Raw genomic sequence first — 18,974 nt, 5'->3', positions numbered from 1 at the left:
CCCTATGCAATCGCGCGCTGCCTAGACCCGATTGGCAGCGTCGACAAGAGGGTGAAGCGCGAAAGCCGCTGGCAGGCGCGCGGGCAAGGCGCTAGGGCGGCGATGATGAGCGAAAGCGCCGACCAGCCCGCCGTTACCAGCCGCAGCGTCGCGCGCGGGCTCGGCACCACCGTGCTGGCACGGCTGGGTGCGGTGGTCGAGATCGTCGCGCAGCCGCTCTATGTCCTGATGTTCGGCCTCGCCGGATACGGCCTCTATGCCGTGCTGTGGGCCGCAATCAACCTGCTCGAGAATATCTTCGATCTCGGCATGACCAGCGCAATGCAGCGTACCGTGCCGCAATCGGCGAGCGACGCCGACGCCGCAGCAGCGCTGCGCACCGCGATGCTGTTCGGCGTCGGACCATGCCTGGTTGTCGCGGCGCTGATCGCGATCTTTGCCGCCGAACTCGGCCCGCTGCTCAATGTCGCGGCGAAGGACCGCGACCTCGTCACCCCGGCGATCCGCATCTTCGTCTGGGCTCTCCCGCTGTGGGCATTTGTCGAGATCGCAACCTCAGCGCTGCGCGCGCGCATGGTGTTCGGCGCCGAAATCCGCCTCCGGATCGTGTGGGAACAGGTGATGCGGCTAGTGTTCGCCGGCCTGTTCTTCGCGGGCGGGCTTGGGCTCAAGGGGCTGTTCATTGCGCATCTCTGCTCGCTGGCGATCACCGCGGCGCTCAGCGTCCGCCTGCTCGCGCGGCACTACAGCCTTGCAGATATGTGGCGCGGCGCGCGGGCGAGCGACACGGCGCGCAACACCTTCTGGGCGGGGCTGTCGATCCTGCCGTCGAACATCATCGCACGCCTGTTCGGCGACGCGCCCGCGCTGATCCTCAACCTGTTGCTTCCGGGCGCCGCGGGCGCGGCGGCGGCGGGGCTGTTCACGATCGCGCGCAAGCTGTCGAGCGTCGTCCAGCTCGTCCGTATCGCCTTCTCCTATGTCATGGCGCCGCTCGCCGCCAGCGCCGAGCGGCAGGACCGGCGGCAGGTCGCCGACATCTATGCCTATGCGACGCGGTTGATATCGGCGATCGCGCTTCCGCTCGCGGCGGTGCTCGCGGCGGGCAGCAGCTCGTTGCTCAGCCTGTTCGGCGATCAGGCGCAGGGCGCACAGGCGGCGCTGATCGCCCTGCTCTTCGCCCGCGCGGCCGAAGCCGTGCTCGGGATTTCGGCGCCGGTGCTGCAGGTCGTCGCGGCATTCCGGCACCAGCTCACCGCCAGCATTTTCGGCGTCGCGGTCGCGCTCGGCACCGGCTGGCTGATCGTCGGGCACCTCGATCCGCTGACCGGGGTGACCCTCGCGACGGCGACCGGCCTCGTCGTCATGGCGGCGGTCCCGATGCTCCAGCTCGCGGTGACCGAAAAGCTCCAGCCGTTCGATGCGCAGTTTCCGGGCGTCGCGCTCCGCGGGCTCGTCGTCACGGCCGCCGCGGGCGCTGCCGCGCTGTTCGCGAGCCGCCTGCCCGACCCCGTCGCACTGCCGTTGATCGTCCTGATCGCCGCCGGATCGATCTGGCTCGCGCTCCGTTTCGCGCTCCCGCTCGCCGACCGCACCTCGCTGGGCAAGACCGGCCGCGCATTGCGGCTCTTCGAGCGCGAGGCGTTGTGACCCGCGGCGCCCCGCCCGCAGGTGTCGCGATCTACGATCTCGACCGCACCGTGCTTCGCAAGCCGACCTTCACGCTCTTCCTGCTATGGGCGGCGCGGCGCGAAGCACCGTGGCGGCTGATGCTGCTGCCCGCGCTCGCGGCGCTAATGATCGGTTATGCGCTGCGCCTCTATGGCCGCGACCGCTTCAAGCCCGCCGCCATCCGCCTGATGCTGGGCAGGCGCATCGCGCCGGCGCGTGCCAGCGCGCTCGCCGCCGACTTCGCGGCATGGCGTGTGCCGCGAGATGTCCCGCCGGGCGCCGCGGCGTGCATCGCGCGCGACCGCGCCGAAGGATACCGGTTGCTGATGGCGACCGCGGCGCCCGAGTTCTACGCGGGCGCGATCGCCGAGGCGCTCTGCTTCGACGCGATCGTTGCCTCGCGTCACCGGCGCGATGCCGACGGGAACTGGCTTCCGCAACTCGATGGACCCAATTGTTACGGCGCGGAAAAGGCGCGGCGCGTCGGCGAGTGGCTCGCCACCCATCCGGCAGACGGGGCAGCGCATATCCGCGCCTATTCGGACCATGCCAGCGACGCGCCGACCTTTGCGCTCGCCGACGAAGCGTGGCTGGTCGGGCGCGGGGACAAGTTCGTGCGGCGGGCCGCGAAGCACGGCTGGCGGGTTGCCGATTTCGAGGATGCCGCAGCGGGAAGGCTTCCCTGATGCGTACGCTGTTCCTGTTCATCGGCGAACCGCACCAGATTTTCCACGCGCTGCCGATCGCCGCCGAGATGGCGGCGGCCGGCGAGGAGGTCGAGGTCGCGGTCGCGAGCGGCGACCATCTGCGCATGGTCGAACAGGTCGCGCTCGCCTATCCGGGCTTTGCGCCGCGCATCACCTTGCTCGGCCAGCGCGGTCTCGCGCGCTGGCTGCGCGATTGGGGGCTGTTCCGCAATCCGCGGCTGCCGATGCTGTTCGGCGCTTTGCCTTTCCTGCGCGGCCTCGATGCGATCGTCGTCCCCGAACGGACGACGACCGCGATCCGGCATTTCCTGCCGCGCCGCACGCGGCTGGTCTTCACCCCGCACGGCGCGGGCGACCGCGCGATCATGCTCGACCCGCGCGACCGGCATTTCCATTTCGTGCTCGTCGCGGGCGAGAAAAGCGAACAGCGACTGCTCGGCGCGGGAACGATCCGGCCGGGCCACTATGCCGTGAACGGTTATGTGAAGCTCGACCTGATGCCGCGGCTGCAGGCGGCGCGCGAACCCCTTTTCGCGAACGACCGGCCGACCGTCCTTTACGCGCCGCACTTCCGGCGCGACCTGTCGTCGTGGGACCGCTTCGGGCGCGACCTGATCGCTTGGTTCGCCGCGCAGGATCACTATAATCTGGTCGTCGCGCCGCACGTCCGCCTGTTCGCCGAAGCGAGCGAGGCCGAGCGCGCGGCGGTCGAGCGGCTCGCCGTGCCCGGCAAGATCCTGATCGACCTCGGGTCGGACCGGCTGTTCGACATGAGCTATACCAGCGGCGCCGACATCTACATCGGCGACGTCAGCAGCCAGGTGTACGAGTTTCTCGCCACGCCGCGGCCGTGCCTGTTCCTCAACGCGCACCGCGTTCCTTGGCAGGGCGATCCCGATTATCTGTTCTGGACGCTGGGCGACGTCGTCGACGATCTCGCCGGCCTGCCGGCGGCGCTCGACGCGGCGCCGGCGCACCATGTGCGCTACGCCGGCGCCCAGCGCGAACGGCTCGCCGAATCGATCGGCGGCGACCCTGCCGGCGCCGCGCGGCGCGGCGCGGAGGCGATTTCGGCCTTTCTTGCAAAGGACGTCCCAGAGGATAAGAGCGGCGGATGACCGACGCAAACTTGCCCGCGCTGACGCCGATCGGCGAAAATCCGACCCCGATCTGGGGCATGACCAACACCGAACGGCTCCGCCGCCTCGCAAGCGCCGAGGGGTTGCCCGAAGCAGCGAGACCGTCGGGCGCGCATATCTACGCCAACCTCGCCTATGTCTTCGACCCCGTGTGGCTGCGCCATATCGTGCCGCTGCCGGGCACCGTCGTCATGAACGGCGACGAACTGGTGCTCGCCCACCTCGTTGGCGGAATGCGCCCCGAAGATATCGCGCAGCATCGCGGCACGCTGACGATCATCGACTATAAGGACAATCCGCAAATCTATAACCGCCAGCTCCGCAAGCTCGACTGCCCGTTCATCCAGCGGCTGACCCCCGAAACGCGACGCGCGATCGAGCGGAAAAGCTATTTCGGCGCCTACAAGGGCGTTACCGACGCGCTGACCAAATATCTCTGGCCCGAACTCGCGCTGTGGCTGACCCGGATCGCCGCGAGCATCGGAATGACGCCGAACATGGTGACCGCGATCGGGGCGACGCTGTGCGTCTATGCGACATATCTGTTCGCTTATGGCCATTATTGGGAAGGGATGCTCGCGGGCTTCATCTTCATGGTGCTCGACACCGTCGACGGAAAGCTTGCGCGCTGCACGATCACCTCGTCGAAATGGGGCAATGTCGCTGACCATGGTGTCGACCTGATCCACCCGCCCTTCTGGTGGTATTTCTGGGGCGTCGGGCTCAGCACATGGGGTCTCGCGTTGTCGACGCAGACTTTTGTCTGGGTCATGGCTGCGGTCGTCGCGGGCTATGTGCTCCAGCGCGTGATCGAGGGATTGTTCATCAAGGATTTCGGCATGGACATCCATGTCTGGGAGAAGTTCGACAGCCGGTTCCGCCTGATCACCGCGCGCCGCAACCCCAACATGGTCATCCTCTTCTTCGCGACGCTCGCCGGGCGCCCCGATATCGGCCTGATCCTGCTCGCATGGTGGACGATCATCTCGCTGGTCGTCCATGCGGTGCGGCTGGTGCAGGCCTATGCCGTCAAACGTTCGGGCCGCCCGATCACCAGCTGGATGGAAGAAGCATGAACGACACGATCGCAAAATTCGGCCATCCCGCGACGCTGATCGCCGAATATGAGCATTGGGTCGTGCTGCTCCGCCCCGCGCAGCCGACGCTCGGCGCGCTGGTTCTCGCGGCAAAATCGGACGCGACGGCGTTCGGCGACCTGCCCGCCGAAGCGCATGCCGAACTCAAGGTCGCGACCGCCGCGATCGAGGCGGCGCTCGGCCAAGCCGTCGACTATGCGAAGATCAACTATCTGATGCTGATGATGGTCGACCCGCACGTCCATTTCCACGTGCTGCCACGCTACGATGGCGAACGGTCGGGCGCGGGGCTGACAGTGGCCGACGCCGGCTGGCCGGGGCAGCCGGACCTCGGACATGCGGTGAAGCTGGGCGATGCAGAGGTCGCTGCGCTCACCGGCTGGCTCAAACCCTATTTCGCGTAGCGGCCTTCTTCGGCCCATTTCGCGGTCAGCGCGTCGGCGGCCTCGACGTCCTGCGGGAAGTCGACTTCCTGCCATTCGAGCCCTTCGATCGACACGGTGCCGACGCGGTTTCCCTTGGCGATGATGTCGATCGCGCGCAGATACCAGCGCTCGACCCCGTCGGGGGTGCGCATCATCTGGTCGACCTGGTTGCGGAAGATCGACGGGCCATCGCCGACGAAGGCGAGCATGCCGATCGACTCGGCATTGGTGTCGGGGGGCAATAGCCGCTTGCCGATATGATGCAGACGGCCTTCGGCGTCGCGGTTCACCTTCATATCGTCGTCGTCATAGTCGGCCTTGACGTCGACGGTGACGTTAATCGGCTCGTTCGCGCCTTCGATCAGCTTCGCGACGATCTCGTCCGAAATGATGGTGTCGCCGTTGAGGATGATGAAATCGCGGTCCATCTCCTCGCGCGCGATCCAGCAGGTGCCGAGATTGTCGGCGACCTGGAAGAAGGGATTGAACAGGGTGCGGATGCGCGCGCCGGTGTCGCGGTAGAGCTGCAGCGCATGATCCTCGACGCGTTCGGTACGAAAGCCCGTGACGACGACGATATCCTTGATCCCGTTCGCGACGAGCGCCGCGACCTGCCAGCTGATGAGGCTGCGGCCATTGAACTCGATCAGGCATTTGGGAATGTCGCGGGTCAGCGGCAGCAGGCGCGAGCCTTGCCCGGCCGACAGGATGATGGCTTTGTCGATGCTCATAGGGGTTGGCCTATAGCCGCTTCGCGCCGTGCGGCAAATATCGCGTCGATCAGTTCGATATCCGAAGGCTTGTCGGCGTCGATGCACGCCTCGGCCTCCGACATCGGCACGACCTTCGCCTTGAGGCCGAAGCGAAGCCCCGCGCGCGCCACCCCCTGCTGGATGGTGAAGAGGCGGAGCAGCGCGCCGAGCAGCAGCCAGGGGCCGAAGGCGGCGATGATCTTGAGCCCCTTCTTGCGGTCGCGCTCGATGCGCCCCCAGAAATCGAGCAGCGGCAGCACGCGTCGGCCGCGCAGCCGGAACATGTTCGCCCCCGACCACCAGCCGCCGCGGAATTTGAGCCATGTCCGCTGCGACTGCGGATAGCGCGCGAGCAGCACATCGCGCTCGACCATCGCGACCGCGACATCGCTATCCTCCGCGCCGCCAAGAAACTCGGCGATCATCGTCGGCGTCAACAGCACATGATCGGCAGTCGTAACGAGCAGCGGATCGTCGCACGGCGGCAGCGCGGCAGCGAGCGAGCTGCTGATCCCCTGCCCCGAATCGATGAAATGCAGGTTGGCAAAGCCCGCGAGCCCCGGTTCGGCCGCGAGTTCGCCGCTGTTCTGTGCGAGGATCGTGATTGCACCGACTTCGGGTGAGGCGCGCAGCGCCTTCACGACGTGGACGAGCATCGCCTGCCCCGCGATCGGCAGCAGCGCCTTGGTCGGCACGCCGCTCCCGGTCAGCAAGGGGTCGGGCCCCGGACGGCTGCCCGCAAGTATGATCGCCGGGATCGGCGCGCTCATTGTGCCGCGCCCGATGCGGGGGCAATGCGGCGGCCGGTTACGCCGCGGAGGAAGTCGGTCGCTTCTTCGAGCACCGGCCCCTTGTTCTGGAACGGCGCGGCAAACGCCATCACGATGCCGGTATGCCCCATGCCCGGATAGATGCGCAGCGTCACCGGGCCGCCCGCCTTCTCGATCGCGGCGGCGAGGTTCTGGCTGTTACGCGGGCGCACCGTGTCGTCCTCGTCGCCCGTTGCAAGCCACAGCGGCGGCGCGTCGCCGCGTGCGAAGTGAATCGGCTGCGTCTTTTCGATCGGCTTGACCTTGCCCATCGCCTTGTCGCCGCGGCCACCCTTTTCGAGCGGCAGGAAATCATAGGGGCCGGCAAGCCCAGCAACGCCGCGGATGATCGACGGATCGCTCTTCGCCGCGCGCAGCCATTGCGGGTCGAGCGCGAGCATCGCGGCATTATAGGCGCCCGCCGAATGGCCCATCAGCGCGATCCGGTCGGGATCGCCGCCGAGCTTGGCGATATGTTCGTGCGTCCATGCGACCGCCGCCGCGCTGTCTTCGATAAAGTCGGGCCAATGCGCCTTAGGTACGAGGCGATAGTCGGGGATCACCACGACAAAGCCCTGCCGCGCGAGCGCGCGTCCGGCGAAGCCGTAACTGCCCCGCTCGCCGCTGTCCCAGCCGCCGCCATAAAAGAAGACGACGACCGGCAACCGGTCGCCCTCTTTGAGACTATCGGGTACCCAAATGTCGAGCGACTGGCGCGGCCCGTTGCCATAGGGCTGGTCGCCAATCAGCAGCCGCGCCCCGTCGCCCTGCCCGAGCAGCCGGTCGGCCATGTTGAGCGACTTGGCGCCGCCCGCGACGATCATCTTCGCTCCGCCGCCGAAGAGCAGCACGAGCAGGATCACCACGAAAAGGAATTTGATCAACCGTCGTCCTTTGGAAACCGGCCCCGTCATCATCCGCGCCCTACAGGGCGGCGGCGCGGCGAACAAGCGACAGCGCGACAAGCTTCGCGACCTTTTCCGCGTTCGCGCGTAGGACAGGGCAATGACCAATCCCTTCTCCCGCCCCGCCCTTGTCTGCAACAGCCAGAGCGGCAGTCATGACGACGCCGTCCTCGCCGCGATCGCGGAAAGCTGCCGCGCGGCAGGAACGCCGCTCGTCGCCATCTTCGCGCTGCCCGACGACGATATTCCCGACGCGGCCGAGCTGGACCGGCAAGGCATCGACCTGCTGCTCGTGTGGACGGGCGACGGGACGATCAATGCCGCAGCGCGCGGTGCGGCGGGCTGGGACGGGGCGATCCTGCCGCTGCCCGGCGGGACGCTCAACCTGCTGTCGAAGGCTCTGCACGGCGACCGCACGGCACCTGAGATTCTGGCCGACGCGCTTCAAGGCACGGGGCGGCGCGGTTCGATCCCGACGATCCGGTCGGATGGCGGGGACGCGTTCATCACCGTCGTCGCGGGGCCGGCAACGCGCTGGGCCGAGGTGCGCGAAACGATGCGGCAGGACGGATTGATCGAGGCGAGCCGCGCGGCACCCGATGCGCTCGATGCGATGACCAACGCGCCGGGGGTCAGGGTCGCCGGGCATGAAGCGGCCTATCCTGCGGTTATCCTCACCCCCACGCCCAAGGGCATCCGCGCCGACGGAATATTGACCGGGGGGACAGGCGACGTATTGCGCCACGGCCTTGCGTGGCTCGGCGGCGATTTCCGCGACGGGCCGAGCGAAGAAATTGCGACCGACGCGACGGTCACCCTCGAAAGCGAGGCGCCGATCAGCCTTGAATATGATGGCGAGCTGGATGAGGTCACTTCGCCTGCCCGCTTCGATCTGGGCGCGAGCGCGGTGGATTTTCTGGCGACGGCATGACGCGGCTCTTCCACATCAGCGACCTCCATTTCGGACTCGAGGACCCGGCCGCGCTTGACTGGTTCCGCGAATGCGTGCGCCGCGAACAGCCCGACGCGGTGCTGATCACCGGCGACCTGACGATGCGCGCGCGCAGCCATGAATTCGCCGCGGCGTGCGACTGGATCGGCGCGCTCGACGTGCCGGTAACGGTCGAGGTCGGCAACCACGACCTGCCCTATTTCAACCCGATCGAGCGCTTCTTCTGGCCCTATCGCCGAATTCGCGGAATCGAGCGCCTCGTCGAACGCGAACTCGACCTGCCCGGCGTCGCGGTCGTGCCGCTGAAGACGACGGCGCGCGCGCAATGGCGGTTCGACTGGTCGAAAGGCTGGGTGACGCCCAAGGCGCTCGGCAAGACGCTCGCTGCGATCGATGCGCTGCCACGCGGCACGACCATATTGGTCACCGCGCATCATCCGCTGGTCGAAGCGGGCACGAGGGGACGCGCGCTGACCCGCGGCGGCGAGCGCGCACTGACCGCGCTGGCGAAGCGCGGCGTCGCCGCGGTGCTCACCGGCCACGTCCATGATGCCTTCGACTTGGCGAAGGATACCGGGGCCGGTCCTATCCGCATGATCGGCGCGGGCACGTTGTCGCAGCGCATCCGGTCGACACCGCCGAGCTTCAACGAACTGCGCATCGACAGAGCCGCGATTGCGGTGCGGGTGCGCAACGTCGAAGCGGTTCCGACCCCCGATATGCAGATCCCGGCTATCCCGCCCGACGCGTTGCCGCCGCGCGAACCGGGCGAGCCCGTCGCGCCCATCCAGGCGGTGCCGCCGATCGATCCCCCCGTCCATTGACGCGGCGCCTTATCCCGTTACGTTGCAAGAAAAAACCAAATGGGATGAGAGACGATGCTGACCAAGGGCGACGATTTCCCGCTGCACCAGAGCGCCGAGCCGATCGCGTTCGCGGGCACCGACCGCAATTTCTACGACCGTTATTTCTTCAATGGCACCTCGCCCGACGGGTCGGTCTTTTTCGCCGCGGCGATGGGCTTCTACCCGCAGCTCGGCATCGTTGATGCGGCCTTTTGCGTGCTGGTCGACGGCGTGCAGCATAATCTGCGCGCGAGCCGCCGCTCGGGCGGCGAGCGGCTCGACCTGTCGGTGGGGCCGATCACCATCTCGATCGACGCGCCGCTCGAAACGCTGACACTCCGCATCGCCGTGAACGACGGCCCGCTCGCGGCCGAGCTGCGTTTCACCGCGCGCCATTTCCCGATCGAGGAACCGCGCTTCACCCGCCGCAACGGCACGCGCCTGTTCATGGACTATACGCGCATGACGCAGAACGGCCATTGGTCGGGCTGGCTGTCGGTCGATGGCCGGCGCGTCGAGGTCGGGACCGGCTGGGCGGGAACGCGCGACCGGAGCTGGGGCATCCGTCCGGTCGGCGCCGCCGAACCGCAACCGCCGCCAGAGGGCAATTTCAGCCAGTTCTTCTGGCTGTGGACGCCGTGCAATTTCGCCGACCGTTCGTTGTTCTTTCACAGCAACGACGATGGCGAGGGAACGCCGTGGAACCGCCGCGCGGTCCTGGTCGGTACCAATGGCGGCGAACGCCATTTTGCCGATCCTGCTTTTGCCGCCGAATGGCATCCGGGAACGCGGCGCCTGTCGAAGCTGACCGCCGACTTCGATCGCAGCACGCGGCTCACGCTGACCCCGGCCGGACCCGTGTTCGCGATGAGCGGACTCGGTTATACGCATCCCGTCTGGGGGCATGGCTTCGATCACGGCGATCTTGAGGTTGCGCACGACAGCCTATCCGAAGCCGAACGGGCATGGGGCAATCCGCTCGCAATGCACGTGCAGGCGCTCGTTCGTGCCGAACTGGTCGACGGCGACCAAAACGAAAGCGGCGTCGGTGTGCTCGAACAATTGTTCGTCGGGCCGCACGCACCGACCGGCCTCGCCGGCCTGCTGGATCCCGCCGCATGAGTTTCCCGACCTCGCCCGAGGCGATCGAGGCGAAGTGGCTCGGCGCCGTGCTCGGGCAGTCCGGAAAGCTGAGGGGGTTCAGCTCGGCCAAGGTCGGAACGGGGCAGATGTGCGACAGCTATCGCCTGACGCTCGACTGGGCCGATGGCGTCGAGGCACCGCCGACGGTCATCGCCAAATGCCCGAGCCACGACGAGGCGAGCCGCAATATCGCGAAGCTGACGGGCACCTATGTCAAGGAAGTCAGCTGGTATCGCGAACTCGCCGCCGAAAGCGGGGTTGCAGCGCCGACCTGCCACTTCGCCGATATTGCGGCGGACGATGTCGATTTCGTCCTTATCCTGTCGGACCTCGCGCCCGCGCGAGCCGGCGACCAGCTCGCCGGGCTGGGCCTCGCCGCGCTCGTTCCGTGCATCGACGCCGCTGCCCGGCTCCATGCCCATCTGTGGAACGACGCCCGGCTCGCCGATTTCGCATGGCTGTCGCGCGATAATGGCGATCTGATCCGCACACTCTTTCCGCAACTCTATCTCGGTTTTCGCGAACGCTATGCGACGCGGCTGGCGCCCGAGGTGCTCGATCTCGGCGCCGGGCTCGTCGACAAGCTGGACGCCTATCTGGCGCGCGAACCCTCGGCGCGGACGATCGTCCATGGCGACCTCAGGATCGACAATATCCTCTTCGCGCCCGGCGGCGAGGCCTGCTGGCTCGTCGACTGGCAGACGCTGGGACGCGGCAGCGGCGCCGCCGACCTGGCCTATCTCGTCGGCACCAGCATCGCCGACCCGTTCGAGCGTGCCGCCGCCGACCGGCCGGCGTTCGACCATTGGATCGCGGCGCTGGCTGCGGCAGGCGTTGCGCCCGATGCTGAGGCGCTGTGGACCGACTATCGCGTCGGCGCGCTCAGCGGCTATTTCATGGCGGTCTTCGCATCGATGAGCGTCGAACGTACGACACGCGGTGACGAGATGTTTGCGGTGATGGCCGAACGCCCGGCGCGCCAAGCGCTGGCGCTGGGAAGCCTCGACCTGTTTTAGCCGAGCCGGTGCGGGGTCGGATCGCCGAGTTCGCCGACAAGCTGGCGGTAAGCCTCTGCACGGCATCTGGCATAGTGAAGAGCCAGGTCTTCGCGCGATATCGGCAGGTCGTTCGCGAGCGCGTCGAGGATGGCCGGGTCGTCGTGCAGCGCGATTTCGCGGCCGAGCATACCCGGGTCGATATCGAGGATCGCGGCGAGCAGGCGGAAGCTCCGCGCACGCTGGCGAAACTCGAAATCCATCAGCCGCGCCGAATCCTTTTCCTCCTTGGCGAGGAGGGCCCTGCGGAGGTCGAATGCCATGCCCGCAATCTACGCCGCGTGATATGTTTCTTCAACGCGCAAAGAAAAAGGGCGGCCCGTTGCCGGACCGCCCTTCCCTCTCCACCCGTCGGTGGAAAAGCTCTTAGCGCTTCGAGAACTGGAAGCTGCGGCGGGCCTTGGCTTTGCCGTACTTCTTACGCTCGACCGCGCGGCTGTCACGGGTCAGGAAGCCTGCCGCCTTGACCGGGCTGCGCAGCGCCGGTTCGAAGCGGGTCAGCGCCTGTGCGATGCCGTGCAGGACCGCACCGGCCTGGCCCGAAAGGCCACCGCCCTTGACGGTTGCGATCACGTCATACTGGCCAACGCGCTCGGTCAGGCCGAAGGGCTGGTTGATGACGAGACGCAGCGTCGGACGTGCGAAGTAAACTTCCTGGTCACGGCCATTGACGGTGATCTTGCCCGTGCCGGGCTTGACCCACACGCGCGCAACGGCGTCCTTGCGGCGGCCGGTCGCATAAGCGCGGCCCTGCTTGTCGACCTGCTTTTCGCGAAGCGGAGCGGTCGGAGCTGCCGGAGCAACGGTGCCTTCGACGGCGCCGGCGAGATCCTTGAGATCGGTCATGGTCTGTTCGTCAGCCATTATGCACCCACCTTGTTCTTGCGGTTCATCGACGCGACGTCGATCACTTCGGGGCTCTGCCCTTCATGCGGATGTTCGGTGCCGGCGAAGATGCGCAGGTTGCGCATCTGCTGGCGGCCGAGCGGGCCGCGCGGGATCATGCGTTCGACAGCCTTTTCGAGCACGCGCTCGGGGAAACGGCCTTCGAGGATCTTCGCGGGGCTCGTTTCCTTGATGCCGCCGGCATAGCCGGTGTGCTTGTAGTAACGCTTGTCCTGCAGCTTCTTGCCGGTGAACGCCACCTTCTCGGCGTTGATGACGATGACATTGTCACCGCAATCGACGTGCGGGGTGAACGACGGCTTGTGCTTGCCGCGCAGGATGTTGGCGATGATCGATGCCACGCGGCCCACAACGAGACCCTCGGCGTCGATCAGCACCCATTTCTTTTCGACCGTTGCGGCATTGGCCGACTGGGTCGTCTTGGTCAGCGCCTTCATGGCACGCTCCTTGACAGAGATGGACTAGGACGAACGGCGATGCCGCCGCCCGAAACAAACCGCGCCGCCCGAATCCCGAAGGAACGCAGCGGCGCTTCGGAGCGGGCCAATGGCGCCCGATGAGCGGAAAGTCAAGCACAGAGCGGCTTTGCTGACGGGTATCATGATACCATTGCCGCTATCGGACAGGTTCGAGCGCGCGCACCCTTTCCTCGACGAGCGTCCGTCCGCCGCCCGGCTCGATCACCCAGCTCTGCCGTCGCTCGCGCATCACGAGCCCCGTGGCGGTGTCGATGGTCCACAGATTGTCGATCGCCAGCGGTTGCTCTGCGCCGCCGACGGGGGCCGCAGCCTGCTCGACTCTCGCGATGGTCTGCAACGCGCCGTCGTGCGTGATCGACACGCTCGCCCCGTCGGCGGGTGCCCGCGCGGGAATGGCGTGGTTTGCAGGCGCGATCAGCGCGCGGATGTCGGCGGTCGCAATCCGGTCGCGCTCGGCGGCGGGGAGCGCGGCGATCAGTTCGGCCAGCCGCCGCGCCTCAGGCCGTCCGGCCTCGGCACCCGTCGTCTCGATCCGCGCGGTCACCCGCGCCCATGTCTGTTCGGGATCGACCAAGTCGATCCGGCTGCCGTCGGGCGCGACAAGATACGCCATCGCTTCACCGACGAGCGGCTGGAGCATCATGGTAAGCGCGCGCGTGACCTCGGGCCGGGCATCCGAATCGATACGCTGCAGCAGCGCCTCGAGCCGATAGCCACGGCCGACTTGCTGCCATTCGAGCGCATAGACGAGCGCGAAATTGATCAGCGCGCCGTCGCGGCCGATGCGGCGAGTCGTGACGCGATAGGTCATCGGCACGCCGATCGGCGGAGCAAAGCGGACCTGCGCGGGCGCGGTGGCCGCGGCATCGCCGGGCAAGGCCGCCGGCAGGGGCTGGGCCAGCAGCAGCAGCGCGCCGCCGAGACTGCCCGCCAGCGTCATGCGGCGCGACGGCCCAGTCGGTGCAGCGCCGCCGCCGCGATGGCAACAAGGATCGCACCCACAACCTGGTGCATCACCGCGACCCACATCGAAACGCCCGACACGACGGTCCAGATGCCTAGCAGCATCTGTGCCGCGACGACCGCGACGAGCAGCCGCGCCTCGATGCGAGCGCCGCGCCGCGACAGGCTGCGCGCGAGGAGGAGTAGCGCGATCGCGGCAACCCACGACCACCAGCGATGGAGGAAATGGATGAGGAATGGATCGTTGGTCAGCGCCAGCCAGGCGCCGCCCGCCCAATCGATCCCTTCGGGCACGAAATGATCGTTCATCAGCGGCCATGTGCTCGCGACATAGCCCGCGTTGAGCCCCGCGACCCACGCGCCGAGCAGCAGCTGGACGAACAGGATCAGGATGACGCTGATCGCGGCGCCGGTCAGCCGCGCCGGCCGCGCGCCCCGATCCTGTGCCAGCGCGCCGAGATCGCGCGCGGTCCAGACGAGTCCCGCAAGCAGGAATAGCGCGGTCAGCAAGTGCGTCGCGAGACGGAAATGGCTGACGTCGACACGATATTCGAGCCCCGAGGCGACCATCCACCAGCCGATCGCGCCCTGCAGCCCGACGAGCGCGGCAAGCGCAGTGAGCCGCCAGCCATAGCCCGCGGGGATCGCGCGGCGCCAGGCGTACCAGATCAGCGGAACGAGGAGCGCCATGCCGACCAGACGGCCGAGGATGCGATGCAGCCATTCCCAGAAAAAGATCGCCTTGAACCCGGCGAGCGTCATGCCGAGGTTGATCTCCTTATATTCGGGGATCTGCTTGTATTTCTCGAACTCCGCGATCCACCCGGCCTCGGTCATCGGCGGGAGGACCCCCGAAACAGGGCGCCATTCGGTGATCGAAAGTCCCGATTCGGTGAGGCGGGTGATCCCGCCGACCCCGACCACGATAATCACGAGCAGCGCGACAGCCCACAGCCACCGCGCAAGCGCTGCGGGCCGGGGGGTGCGGGCGGCGGGCGAAGGCAAGGCCGAGGCGTTCGTCATCGCCGCCCTATCGGCGCTTGCCCGAAGATAGGCAAGGGTAGGAAACCGCTGATCCGGGGAAATTCATGGCCCCGACAGCGCGGCATTGATAAGCGGTGTCGATGTTACGTCCCTTTCGCTTCCTGCCCTTCGCCTTGTCGCTCGCGCTGTCGCCGGCGCCCGCGACAGCAGGCGACGCACGCACTGACTATTACTCCGCCCTCGCCGATCAGGAGACGCGCCTCGCCACCGTCGGCTATCGACTGACCACGGCGAACGCACGCTGGTGCGACGTCGTCACCCCGCAGCCCGGATGGATCCTTGGCGACTTGCGCCAGTTCGAGGCGAGCGACCGCGCGGCTGCTAGCAACATCTATCGGTCCGGCGACGGCGCATTCGTCGCAGCCGTCGCGCCCGGCTCGCCGGCCGACCGCGCCGGCCTGACCCGCGGCACCCGGATCGCGGCCATAGAAGGCGATGCGATCGCGCCAGCGGATAGCGGGCCGACGATCCGGATGGATACGGCGATAGTGAAGCTCTACACGATCGATCCGACCGCCCCCTGGACGGTCACCGACGACGCCGGGCGCGTTTACCGGATGCCCCCCGCATCGGGCTGCGCGAGCGCCTTTCGCGTCGAGCTTGGCGGGGCACAGGCGGCCGCGAACGGGATATTGGTGCGGATCACGCTGAAGCTTGCCCGGTCGATCGCCGCCGACGACGAACTCGCGGCCGTCGTCGCGCACGAACTTGCGCATAATATCCTTCGCCATCGCGACCGGCTGGGCGCCGACCGTTCGGCTGCGCGTGTCCGCCGGACGGAGTTCGAAGCCGACCGGCTCGCGGTCTGGCTGATGGCCGATGCCGGCTATGACCCCGCCGCCGCCATCCGGTTCTGGAACCGGCACAAGCGTCCGCTCGTCCGTGCGGCGTCGCATCCGCCGCGCAGCGAACGCATTGCCGCGATCGAATCCGAAATCGCAGCGATGCAAGCGGCACGCGCCGGCGATGCTGCGGCAAGGCCGCCGCTGATCGACGCGCCTCCGCCCTTGGAATGAGGTGCGGCGTATCCTATTTCCGGAGTATTCCATCCCTCCAACAAGGACGACGCCATGACCCGTGAGACTGCGATTTTCGCCGGAGGCTGTTTCTGGTGCACCGAGGCCGTGTTCCAGTCGCTCGGCGGCGTCGAAGGCGTCGAGAGCGGTTATATCGGCGGCACCGTTCCCGATCCGACATACAAGCAAGTTTGTGGGGGCGACACCGGGCATGCCGAAGCGATCCGCATCACCTTCGATCCTGCGGTCATTTCCTACGCCGACCTGCTCGACGTTTTCTTCGCGACGCACGATCCGACGCAGCTCAACCGGCAGGGGAACGACATCGGTACCCAGTATCGCAGCGCGATCTTCCCGCTCGACGCCGCACAGGCCGACGCCGCACGCGCCGGGATTGAGCGTGCCGCGCCCGACTGGCCCGCGCCGATCGTCACGACGATCGAGAGCGCGTCGGACTGGTACCCCGCCGAGGATTATCATCAGGCCTATTGGGAGGGCGAAGGCCAGCGCAATCCCTATTGCATGGCGGTCATCCCGCCGAAACTGGCCAAATTGCGCAAGGGCTTCAGCGACCGCCTCCGCACCGCCTAGCATAGCATAGCATATGGCGTGACGATCTTGTTGCCATAGGGCTGCATGACGTCACTTTTCATTGACTTTCCAAACGTTTTGGCTAGCGGACGCGCCTTCGCTGGGGCAGGATGCCCCTGAACCGCAGTTGGGGGCACGGCCAGGTGCTGGCATCACTGTTTCTGATCGGCGCGCTGTTCACGACGCCACCGATGTCGGTCCAGGCCGCAAGCCAGACGCTCGTCGACGATGGCACCGGCGGGATGACGCGTGCCGTCAACCGGATGGTGGGCGGCATCGTCAGCTATGCGCGCTGGCCCGATGCTGCGCCGCCCGGAGGACGCGTGATGTGCCTTGTGGGCACGCCGCGGCTGAGCGAGCGTATGGCGCCCGACCTTCCGGGTCCGGGCGCCGTCATCGTCCGCCGCATGACCGCCGCCGCCGTGACGCCCGAATGCGACATCCTGTTCCTCGGCCGTATGCCCGTCGCCGACCGGCGCCAGTTGATCGCGTGGGTGCGCGGACGCCCGATCCTGACGATCACCGACGACGACGCGGCGTGCATCTATGGCGCGATGTTCTGCCTGAACAGCCGGGCCGCGAGCCTCAGCTTTTCGGTCAATCTCGATGCGATCGGGCGCGGGCCGCTCCGCATCGACCCGCGCGTCCTGCGCATCGGCCGCGGCGAGGGAGGGGCGTCATGACCGGCCAGACCCCTCCGCCGGTCGAACGGATCGGCGCGCGCACGACGCTGCAAAAGCTGCTGTCGCGCTTTCATTTCGGGATCACGCTGTTCGCAGTGGCGCTGTCGGGCCTCACCATCCTGCTCGCGGGGGTTACCGCGCTGCGCGGTTATGCCGACCGCAATATGGAGCTGGCGGCGCAATTGGGCGCCTATGGCGTCGAGCCCGCACTCGTGTTCAACGATCCGCAGGCGGTGCGCGAAGGACTCGAACCGCTGACGCGCATTCCCGGCATCGCGCGGCTGCGCGTGCTGAACGACGTCGGGCGGCCGGTCACCGAATGGACCTCGCCCGCCGCCGACCCGGCGCCGATTCTCACACGCATATTCTTCCCGCGCCCGTTTGCGGTGACCGTGCAACGCAACGGATCGGCCATCGGCACGATCGAGGTGTGGGGCGATAGCTCGACCTTGATCGACTATGTCCGGCTCGGCCTGCTTGCGGGGCTCGGCTGCCTGCTCGTCACCGCGTTCGGGACGATCTTCCTCGCGCGGCGGTTCGAATATGAACTGGTCAAGCCGCTGAACGAGATCGCCACCGTTGCGCATGACGTGCGCCTGCACCGCCGGTTCGACAAGCGCGTCCAGCCGCTCGGCATCGCCGAGCTCGACCGGCTGGGCGGCGATATCAACGCGCTGCTCGACGAGCTGCAGGGCTGGCAGGGGCATATGGAAAGCGAACGCGCCATGCTCGCGCACCGCGCCTCGCACGACCCGTTGACCGCGATGCCCAACCGCGCCGCCTTCGACGAACAGCTCGCGCTGCGCATCGAGGCGGCCGAAGGACGCGGCAGCCGCTTTGCGCTGCTGTTTATCGACGCCGACAATTTCAAGGCGGCGAACGACAATTTCGGTCACGCCGCAGGCGACACAGTGCTCGTTGCTCTGTCGGCGTGCATCAAGGACACGCTTCGCAAGGGCGACTTTGCCGCGCGCATCGGTGGCGACGAGTTCATCGTGATCATCGACCCGCTCGACACCGAAGCGATCCCCGAAGAATTGGCAAACCGGATTCGCGCGTGCGTTTCCCAACCCGTCGCGCTGCCGGGCGGCGAGACGTATCGCGCCGCCGTCAGCGTCGGGGCCGCGATTTTCCCCGACGACGGCCGCGACGCGACCGCCCTGCTCACCGCCGCCGACGCCGCGATGTATGCCAACAAGATGACCAGCCGTTCCCGATAATCACCAGCGGAGATACCCCGTGGCCTTCCATTTCCCCCGATCGATCCGAGCCCTTTTCCTGACAGTGTTCGCCGCGATGCTCGCCGCGTGCCAGAGCGTGCCTGCGCCCGCCGGCTTCCCGCCCGAACAGATCGCCGCACTGAAGACCGAAGGGTTTGTCGAGGGCGACGCCGGCTGGGCACTGACGTTCAACGAACGGCTGCTCTTCGCCTCGAACGAAAGCGCGATACAGCCCGAACAGGAAGCGCGGATCGCGACACTGGCGCGCAACCTGACCTCTGTGGGTATCATGACCGCACGCGTCGAGGGGCACTCCGATTCGACCGGCACCTCGGCGTATAACCTGACCCTGTCGCAAGCGCGCGCGCAGGCGGTTGCCGCGCCGCTGACCGCAGGCGGGATGCGCTTTACGGCGGACCAGGTCGTCGGGCGCGGCGAGGCGGTCCCGATGTCGAGCAACGACACGGCCGAAGGCCGCCAGGACAACCGGCGCGTCGTCGTCATCGTCACGCCGCAGTGAGGCGGATCGGCACCGCTTTTCTTGATCGACGATCGCCGCTAAGCCCGCAGCC

The 18,974-nt window shown here is 67.4% G+C and carries 22 protein-coding genes; 14 read left to right on the top strand and 8 right to left on the bottom strand.

Translation table 11 applies throughout. The annotated features are described in order from the left end of the window. The first annotated feature begins 105 nt into the window (after positions 1-105). The 5 genes from VGN62_RS10380 to VGN62_RS10360 are packed head-to-tail and all read left to right on the top strand — an operon-like array spanning position 106 to position 5,018. A complete protein-coding gene (locus VGN62_RS10380; protein WP_327453454.1) occupies positions 106-1,650 on the top strand; it encodes a lipopolysaccharide biosynthesis protein in 1,545 nt (514 codons plus the stop codon). Next, positions 1,647-2,357, top strand: coding sequence for an HAD-IB family phosphatase (locus tag VGN62_RS10375; protein ID WP_327453452.1), 711 nt, complete (start codon positions 1,647-1,649; stop codon positions 2,355-2,357). The genes VGN62_RS10380 and VGN62_RS10375 overlap by 4 nt, the downstream gene beginning before the upstream one ends. Beyond that, on the top strand, positions 2,357-3,496 hold the full coding sequence (locus tag VGN62_RS10370; RefSeq protein WP_327453450.1) for a hypothetical protein: 1,140 nt from the start codon (positions 2,357-2,359) through the stop codon (positions 3,494-3,496). The genes VGN62_RS10375 and VGN62_RS10370 overlap by 1 nt, the downstream gene beginning before the upstream one ends. After that, positions 3,493-4,593, top strand: coding sequence for a CDP-alcohol phosphatidyltransferase family protein (locus tag VGN62_RS10365; RefSeq protein WP_327453448.1), 1,101 nt, complete (start codon positions 3,493-3,495; stop codon positions 4,591-4,593). The genes VGN62_RS10370 and VGN62_RS10365 overlap by 4 nt, the downstream gene beginning before the upstream one ends. After that, the gene (locus VGN62_RS10360) at positions 4,590-5,018 is read left to right on the top strand and encodes an HIT family protein (protein ID WP_327453446.1); all 429 of its coding nucleotides are present in this window, start codon (positions 4,590-4,592) and stop codon (positions 5,016-5,018) included. Before VGN62_RS10365 ends, VGN62_RS10360 begins: the two co-directional genes overlap by 4 nt. Here VGN62_RS10360 and VGN62_RS10355 read toward each other — a convergent pair. From VGN62_RS10355 to VGN62_RS10345, 3 genes are read right to left on the bottom strand one after another with little or no spacing between them, the layout of a single operon-like run. Further along, positions 5,006-5,770, bottom strand: a complete 765-nt coding sequence (locus VGN62_RS10355; RefSeq protein WP_327453444.1) for a phosphocholine cytidylyltransferase family protein — start codon at positions 5,768-5,770, stop codon at positions 5,006-5,008. The genes VGN62_RS10360 and VGN62_RS10355 overlap by 13 nt on opposite strands. Further along, entirely contained in the window at positions 5,767-6,561 is a 795-nt protein-coding gene (locus VGN62_RS10350; protein WP_327453442.1) for a nucleotidyltransferase family protein, read from the bottom strand. Before VGN62_RS10350 ends, VGN62_RS10355 begins: the two co-directional genes overlap by 4 nt. Continuing rightward, positions 6,558-7,484: an alpha/beta hydrolase gene (locus tag VGN62_RS10345; protein ID WP_327453440.1), complete on the bottom strand. Its 927-nt coding sequence runs from the start codon at positions 7,482-7,484 to the stop codon at positions 6,558-6,560. The genes VGN62_RS10350 and VGN62_RS10345 overlap by 4 nt, the downstream gene beginning before the upstream one ends. A gap of 121 nt (positions 7,485-7,605) precedes the next feature. Between VGN62_RS10345 and VGN62_RS10340 the strand changes: the two genes are divergently transcribed. The 4 genes from VGN62_RS10340 to VGN62_RS10325 are packed head-to-tail and all read left to right on the top strand — an operon-like array spanning position 7,606 to position 11,461. Continuing rightward, positions 7,606-8,436 (top strand): diacylglycerol/lipid kinase family protein, encoded by an 831-nt coding sequence (locus VGN62_RS10340; protein ID WP_327453439.1) that lies wholly within the window; start codon positions 7,606-7,608, stop codon positions 8,434-8,436. Then, on the top strand, positions 8,433-9,281 hold the full coding sequence (locus tag VGN62_RS10335; protein ID WP_327453437.1) for a metallophosphoesterase: 849 nt from the start codon (positions 8,433-8,435) through the stop codon (positions 9,279-9,281). The genes VGN62_RS10340 and VGN62_RS10335 overlap by 4 nt, the downstream gene beginning before the upstream one ends. Before the next feature lie 54 nt (positions 9,282-9,335). Beyond that, positions 9,336-10,424: a hypothetical protein gene (locus VGN62_RS10330; protein WP_327453435.1), complete on the top strand. Its 1,089-nt coding sequence runs from the start codon at positions 9,336-9,338 to the stop codon at positions 10,422-10,424. After that, on the top strand, positions 10,421-11,461 hold the full coding sequence (locus VGN62_RS10325) for a phosphotransferase (protein WP_327453433.1): 1,041 nt from the start codon (positions 10,421-10,423) through the stop codon (positions 11,459-11,461). Before VGN62_RS10330 ends, VGN62_RS10325 begins: the two co-directional genes overlap by 4 nt. Here VGN62_RS10325 and VGN62_RS10320 read toward each other — a convergent pair. From VGN62_RS10320 to VGN62_RS10300, 5 genes are all read right to left on the bottom strand, one after another. After that, a complete protein-coding gene (locus VGN62_RS10320; RefSeq protein WP_327453431.1) occupies positions 11,458-11,763 on the bottom strand; it encodes a hypothetical protein in 306 nt (101 codons plus the stop codon). The two genes, VGN62_RS10325 and VGN62_RS10320, sit on opposite strands and share 4 nt — an antisense overlap. Positions 11,764-11,866: 103 nt before the next feature. Then, positions 11,867-12,364 carry a 30S ribosomal protein S9 gene (gene rpsI / locus VGN62_RS10315; RefSeq protein ID WP_327453429.1) on the bottom strand — a complete coding sequence of 166 codons (498 nt, stop codon included), beginning with the start codon at positions 12,362-12,364 and terminating at the stop codon, positions 11,867-11,869. Then, a complete protein-coding gene (rplM, locus tag VGN62_RS10310) occupies positions 12,364-12,843 on the bottom strand; it encodes a 50S ribosomal protein L13 (protein WP_327453427.1) in 480 nt (159 codons plus the stop codon). Before rplM ends, rpsI begins: the two co-directional genes overlap by 1 nt. Before the next feature lie 178 nt (positions 12,844-13,021). Next, complete coding sequence (locus VGN62_RS10305) at positions 13,022-13,825, bottom strand: hypothetical protein (RefSeq protein ID WP_327453425.1); 804 nt, start codon at positions 13,823-13,825, stop codon at positions 13,022-13,024. Continuing rightward, a complete protein-coding gene (locus VGN62_RS10300; protein WP_327453423.1) occupies positions 13,822-14,871 on the bottom strand; it encodes a COX15/CtaA family protein in 1,050 nt (349 codons plus the stop codon). Before VGN62_RS10300 ends, VGN62_RS10305 begins: the two co-directional genes overlap by 4 nt. A gap of 101 nt (positions 14,872-14,972) precedes the next feature. Here VGN62_RS10300 and VGN62_RS10295 point away from each other — a divergent pair, with 101 nt between their 5' ends. From VGN62_RS10295 to VGN62_RS10275, 5 genes are all read left to right on the top strand, one after another. Further along, positions 14,973-15,908: a M48 family metalloprotease gene (locus VGN62_RS10295; protein WP_327453420.1), complete on the top strand. Its 936-nt coding sequence runs from the start codon at positions 14,973-14,975 to the stop codon at positions 15,906-15,908. A gap of 54 nt (positions 15,909-15,962) precedes the next feature. Next, a complete protein-coding gene (gene msrA, locus VGN62_RS10290; RefSeq protein ID WP_327453418.1) occupies positions 15,963-16,499 on the top strand; it encodes a peptide-methionine (S)-S-oxide reductase MsrA in 537 nt (178 codons plus the stop codon). Positions 16,500-16,609: 110 nt separating this feature from the next. Further along, a complete protein-coding gene (locus VGN62_RS10285; protein WP_327453416.1) occupies positions 16,610-17,182 on the top strand; it encodes a YfiR family protein in 573 nt (190 codons plus the stop codon). Further along, entirely contained in the window at positions 17,179-18,402 is a 1,224-nt protein-coding gene (locus tag VGN62_RS10280; protein ID WP_327453415.1) for a diguanylate cyclase domain-containing protein, read from the top strand. The genes VGN62_RS10285 and VGN62_RS10280 overlap by 4 nt, the downstream gene beginning before the upstream one ends. A gap of 19 nt (positions 18,403-18,421) precedes the next feature. Further along, positions 18,422-18,922 carry an OmpA family protein gene (locus tag VGN62_RS10275; protein WP_327453414.1) on the top strand — a complete coding sequence of 167 codons (501 nt, stop codon included), beginning with the start codon at positions 18,422-18,424 and terminating at the stop codon, positions 18,920-18,922. The last annotated feature ends 52 nt before the right edge of the window (positions 18,923-18,974 follow it).

The organism is Sphingopyxis sp. (assembly GCF_035998905.1).
GTDB lineage: Bacteria > Pseudomonadota > Alphaproteobacteria > Sphingomonadales > Sphingomonadaceae > Sphingopyxis.
This window is presented reverse-complemented; position numbering and strand designations above follow the sequence as displayed.